The organism is Vibrio sp. 10N.247.310.24, assembly GCF_041467175.1.
GTDB classification, from domain to species: domain Bacteria; phylum Pseudomonadota; class Gammaproteobacteria; order Enterobacterales; family Vibrionaceae; genus Vibrio; species Vibrio tasmaniensis_A.
Window position 1 is genome coordinate 1 of record NZ_JBFSUD010000142.1, and the last position, 5,747, is coordinate 5,747.

The 5,747-nt window shown below is 42.4% G+C and carries 3 protein-coding genes; 1 reads left to right on the forward strand and 2 read right to left on the reverse strand.

The genetic code is table 11. From position 1 onward, the window contains the following. Positions 1–264: 264 nt before the first annotated feature. Both AB6E08_RS22590 and AB6E08_RS22595 read right to left on the reverse strand, forming a co-directional pair. On the reverse strand, positions 265–1,266 hold the full coding sequence (locus AB6E08_RS22590) for a TerC/Alx family metal homeostasis membrane protein (protein WP_029222773.1): 1,002 nt from the start codon (positions 1,264–1,266) through the stop codon (positions 265–267). Between the two features lie 609 nt (positions 1,267–1,875). Then, complete coding sequence (locus tag AB6E08_RS22595; RefSeq protein WP_029222774.1) at positions 1,876–3,615, reverse strand: bifunctional UDP-sugar hydrolase/5'-nucleotidase; 1,740 nt, start codon at positions 3,613–3,615, stop codon at positions 1,876–1,878. A gap of 238 nt (positions 3,616–3,853) precedes the next feature. Between AB6E08_RS22595 and AB6E08_RS22600 the strand changes: the two genes are divergently transcribed. Next, positions 3,854–5,620 (forward strand): ATP-dependent endonuclease, encoded by a 1,767-nt coding sequence (locus tag AB6E08_RS22600; protein ID WP_017100531.1) that lies wholly within the window; start codon positions 3,854–3,856, stop codon positions 5,618–5,620. Positions 5,621–5,747: the final 127 nt, after the last annotated feature.

Genomic DNA, 5,747 nt, shown 5'->3' on the forward strand with positions numbered 1-5,747 from the left:
AAACTCACTCTACCTTTTACCCAGAAATCAAGCTCATCTAAGCGGAGAAGAGCCGTTTTTCTAATAAAACAAACCATTAACAACGCATGAAAATACATATTCACAAATGGTGACTATAAATTCACAATGGCGTTAAAATCATGCATTTAGTACAAACACCCTTCAAATCATAGTGGCCAATGTCACAGAAATTTTACATAAATAATTTTTCCACTTCATCGACCACATACCGATTATAAACTTTTCGATAAGTTATATTTGTTTCTAATTCACTTGTTCAATGTCTGGCTTCTTAGCATAAATCGACGCTATAACCGCAACCGTCATGGTAGAAATCAGCACCGCCAACGACCAATACGTCGGTATAGCCCATTCGCTATCAACCAGTAGCATTTTTACACCAATAAAGACCATGATGAATGCCAGCGCAGGCTTCAAGTAAATGAACTTATCCATCATGCCTTGCAGTACAAAGTACAAAGAACGGAGACCAAGTAACGCAAATACGTTTGCAGCAAGTACTAAGAAAGGTTCTTGTGTTACCGCAAAGATCGCAGGAATAGAATCCAATGCAAACATCACATCCATAACTGCAATCGCACCGATCACCAACATCATTGGAGTGAATGCCCATTTAGCACCCTGTTTAACCATTAATGCAGGGCCATGGAAATCTTCGGTTACCGGCATCACTTTACGAAGTAGCTTTTCAGGCAGTGTATTCACGCTTTCCTCTTCGCCCTTGTCTAACGCCAGTTTAATACCAGTACCAATCAAGAACGCAGCGAACACGTAAAGTACCCAGTGGTATTCCGCCAATAGCTGTGCGCCTAGTGCGATCATAATTGCACGAAGTACCAATGCACCAATTACGCCCCAAAGAAGCGCACGTGGTCTTAGATGCTCAGGAACTTGGTATTGAGCAAAGATCATCGCGAAAACAAATAGGTTGTCTACACTGAGTGATTTTTCTAGCAAGTAACCCGTAATGAATGACACGGTTGCTTTTTGCGCTGTGTAGTCACTATTTGGTGCATAAATGTCCCAGAATAAGTAAATAGAACCAGCAAACAAAAATGCAAGTACAAACCAAAAAACGCTCCAGATTGCCGCTTTTTTAATTGTGACGTTCCCACCACGAGTCTGATAGATATCAATAGAGACGAGAATCACTGTTAGCAGGAAAAAACCCGCATAAGTCGTCATGATTGGCGATGAAAAAAAGGATTCACTATTTGTAGATAATAGAGATTGAGTTGAGTTCATTATTCCTCCGGGCGGAAGAACTTTACAAAGACCTTCCGCAAACAAAACATATCAAGTTCCACGACGGATCTTGATTGTGATTGCGTTGGTCTCGTTGAAGTGAAATATGGGATTTCACCTTTACATACCGGATAGGCTCTTAGCCTAACGAGATGACGACATGTAAACTTGCGCTAACTACTCCCCAAACGCGTGGATAATATTCCCCTATTTGTGTTTCGTCTATTAAAATTTGCACTAGAAATACAAAAAAGGAGCAAATGCTCCTTTCTTATTGATGCCACCCTGTCAAATAGATACTCGAATTGATTCTAAGAATAAATCCGCTAACCAAATTCACGATGGCACTGCGTAGTTACACTGCAAAACGATCAAGTAATAATTCTGCGTAAATTACTATCTTGCGTAAATTACAATCCTGCAGTCGGTATCAAATACACTAACGCAGACCAAACCGATACCCAACCAACCACCGCTACTGCATCTAACCAATCTTTCTTATCCATGCTTATCTCCACAAGAAGTGTGACCTGCAGGAATAAAGCATAAACAATGCCAAATTTATAAACAGCTAGAACTAATAATGTTAAGTGCAAGCATTGACGCTGGCTATCTAAAACACTCCATGCAATTCAGCGGTTCATTGTGTTTAAGAGATTCTGGGTATTCTTGCAAGAACTCAATAAAACAGTCTGCCATAGAATCGGTCGTCACCACGCCATCACCTATCATATCTAAGACGGCGTTATAGCCCTCTTTTCCTTTCATGGTGTAGGCTGACGACGCGCCTCGGTAAATTCGGTCGCGAGACACAGGCTGCCAACCGGATGTTTCAGAGTGTATTTCTAGATGATGAATCCTATGTCCTAAGGGTGCTTCTTTGTGATAACAAAATCTCAAGTTATGAGTATAAGGAAAGCTACCTGAACCCGTGCCCACAACACCATTATCGAGCGCGTTGTTAATTGCCCCTTCGAGCATGCCTGCGATCGTTTCACCTTTTACGTCATACACACCAATGGGTACGGCAAACGGTAGTAGTTTTCCGGCAATATCGGCAACGGATACATCACCACTATTGAGTGAATTTCGCACTCCACCAGAGTTGTGAATCGCAAATTCAACCTGATGCCCTTTTTTGTTCATTAGGTAGTGAAATGATTGAGCAACCAAGGGCGCAAGCTGACTTGGACCTTTCTCATCCGGGATCCGAATATGGCGCAGTGTTGTGTCTGCATGAGCAATCACTTGTTGCTGAAGCTTTCGAACTCTCGGCTGGTATTTATCCGTCAGAATGCTCTGCAGCTCAGGATCTTTCTTACACACTGCAATATTAGGGTGATTATTCAAAAACTCACACGCCATATCATGAGCGTCGTCTTGCCCTACTTCACTTAGCTTTGCATCTATAAACAGTCGACGGCCTAACAGCAGTTCGTTTTTACCGTTAAAGTGAGTCACTTTGCCTTCAGCATCGAACTCGATTTCGCAGTGTCCTAAGCTCATGGCGTGGAAACCCGCTTGCACAACATAGGTGTCACCGACTTTCACACCGTAGTCATCGTCTTTGACTAAGCCAATATCAGAGAAATCACCTTGTAAGCGATGACTATGGCCACCAACAATGACGCCAATACCTGTTACGTTGGCTGCTAACTCTAAATCAGCTTCGTAACCAAGATGGCTAAGTAACACAATCTTGTTGATACCAGCTTTATGAATCTGCTCAATGGTCGCTTTTGCTGTTTCTAAAGCATTTTCAAATGGTGTATCGATATCTGGATTAGCAATGCCTGCCATCTTGTCGATGCTTAAGCCGAATATTGCAACCTTCTCGCTATCAAACTCTTTCGTTATAAAAGAAGCACTTCGCGTTGCAGTCAGATAAGGCTTAACAATTTCGTTGTCCGCTAAGGTATGAGTTTTATTGATATCCTCATTCGATAGATTCCAGTTACCGGCCAACAGTGGGAATTTGATTCTTTTAGCGAAAATCGCAACGGGCTCATTACCCATGTCTAGCTCGTGATTGCCGAGCGTCATGGCATCTATATTAAGGGCGTTCAACAAATCGGCGTTGGCTTTTCCCTTGAATAAAGAAAAGTACAAAGTGCCCTGGAAGCAGTCACCAGCATGCAGGAACAGGGTTCCAACCTTCTGACGCTGGGCATCTTGTTCTATTTGTTTGAAGCGTGTTGAAATTCGAGCAAAGCCACCAGTACTGACATAAGGTTCAATGATGTGGTTGTTCATTTTAAGTGATAGCTGTAACGAGGTTGGTTCAAAGTATGAGTGGGTGTCGTTGATGTGTGCCAACACTATTTTTGTCGGCTTATTCTTTTTAGTCATATTTTCTTCTCTCTTTGTCCCTTCATACTAGGTCGAGAATCATGACAGAATCGTGAATTTTATGAAACTGCACTGCAAAAAAATACTCGAGATAGATCGAAAATCTCATTTTGCACCGTATAAATAAACAACGGGTTTTGTGACAGGTGAGCATACCAGATTTGTGTTTTTCGATTATGATTAAAGATATCTGTTAGCTTTCAAACAATTAGCAGAGCCTTCCGTTAGGAGTAAGCCTATGCAACTAGAAAGAATCGAGATTTCTGGCTTTCGAGGTATTAAGCGCATGTCTCTTGCGTTTGATGAGCTAACCACGCTTATTGGTGAAAATACTTGGGGTAAGTCTTCATTATTGGATGCCCTTTCCGTCGTTCTCCCTTCAGACGGAGTTCCATATCACTTCGAAATGACCGATTTCCATGTCGATTACTCAGTTTCACATCCACAGTCTCAACACCTTCAAATTGTTCTCGCGTTAAAAGCCAACGATAAAAGTGAGCTAAATGCAGGACGTTATCGCAAACTCAAGCCGGTGTGGGTTCAAGACGAGTTTGGTGTTTTTCGTATCTATTATCGAATCAGTGCCACGTTAGAACAGTATGAAACGACAACACACTATGCATTTTTGGGGTTGGACGGAAACCCTCTCAAGCTTCATCACTCAGAAAAGCTCGCTCAAGAATTAATGACGTTACACCCTGTAATTCGTTTAAGAGATGCAAGACACTTCGATCGCCCTTTCAACGGCAACTCACTTAACCATAATGCTCACCTACCAGCCAATGTTCATGCTAGCAACGGTCACGCTAATAATGTGAACGGAAATAGTAACGGCCAGAGTCAAACAACCAATGGTAATGGCAGCAATGGAAACGGCAATAACGGAAATGGGCGTCAGGCAAGGATAGAAAAGCGCATCGACAACACCTGCCGTCGCCTTATGGCAATACCCGGACATGTTAATAAAGGTGAAATGCGCAGTAGTCTTGAGTCGATGCAAAGCTTAATAGAACACTACTTCTCATTTAAGAGTGTCTCACGTAAAAATCCGAGAAAACCGCGTGATGGGTTACTTTACTCAGCTGGTGCGAACGACAAGAGCATTCATCAATTGGTCGAAGAGACCAAAAACAAACAAACTCGCTTATTATTCATGGGGTTGCTTAATGCCTATTTGCAAGCAAAAGGGCCAAATGACTTAAGAAGATGTGCTCGCCCTCTTTTGATCCTTGAAGATCCAGAAGGTCGATTGCACCCAACGCACTTGGCAAGGGCTTGGAGCTTGATGCAAAAGCTGCCCATGCAAAAAATCCTGACCACCAACAGTGGCGATCTACTTGCTGCTGTGCCGCTTCAATCGATTCGTCGTTTAGTACGTCAGTCAGATAAAACCATTGCCAACCAACTCAATGTGAACCACTTCAGCAAAGATGAACTTCGTCGAATTGGTTTTCATATTCGTTTTCACCGGTCCGGCGCTCTGTACGCTCGCTGCTGGTTGTTAGTAGAAGGTGAAACCGAAGTCTGGTTGTTTAACGAGTTAGCCAACCAATGTGGGTATAACCTTGCTGCGGAAGGCGTTCAAATTATTGAGTTCGCGCAGTCTGGTCTTAAAGCGCTCATTAAAGTAGCGCAAGAGTTTGGTATCGATTGGCATGTAGTAACTGATGGTGATGCAGCCGGAAAAAAATATGCGGCGACTGTGCTATCTAAACTTGGTAATGATCAAGAACGACATCGCCTCACAGAACTGCCTGATAGAGACATCGAGCACTACTTGTACATGAATGGGTTTGAGAACTTTTTCAGAGACATGGTTAAGATTCCTTATGATCACCCTATTCCAGCGAAAAAAGTTGTGGCTAAAGTTCTCAAGAAACACGCAAAACCAGACCTGGCTTTAGCGATCGTGTCTCATTGTGAGAATCAAGGACAAGACTGTATTCCATTGTTGTTGAGATGGACTTTGAAACGCGTGATCACCATGGCAAACGGAAATACCTAGCTTCTTGCTTATCTGATAAGTGCTATTAGTTCTTCTGTTGATAATTTCTTGAATTGATTAAGAAACCAAAAAAGGGCTTTGTTGCGTAATTAAATTTAAAGATAGAACAACCCCGTTTCGCGTATTT

Bases quoted from the DNA above. Each gene is read 5' to 3' on its own strand.
- AB6E08_RS22590 (WP_029222773.1), bottom strand. From the start codon at position 1,266: ATGAACTCAACTCAATCTCTATTATCTACAAATAGTGAATCCTTTTTT.
- AB6E08_RS22595 (WP_029222774.1), bottom strand. From the start codon at position 3,615: ATGACTAAAAAGAATAAGCCGACAAAAATAGTGTTGGCACACATCAAC.
- AB6E08_RS22600 (WP_017100531.1), top strand. From the start codon at position 3,854: ATGCAACTAGAAAGAATCGAGATTTCTGGCTTTCGAGGTATTAAGCGC.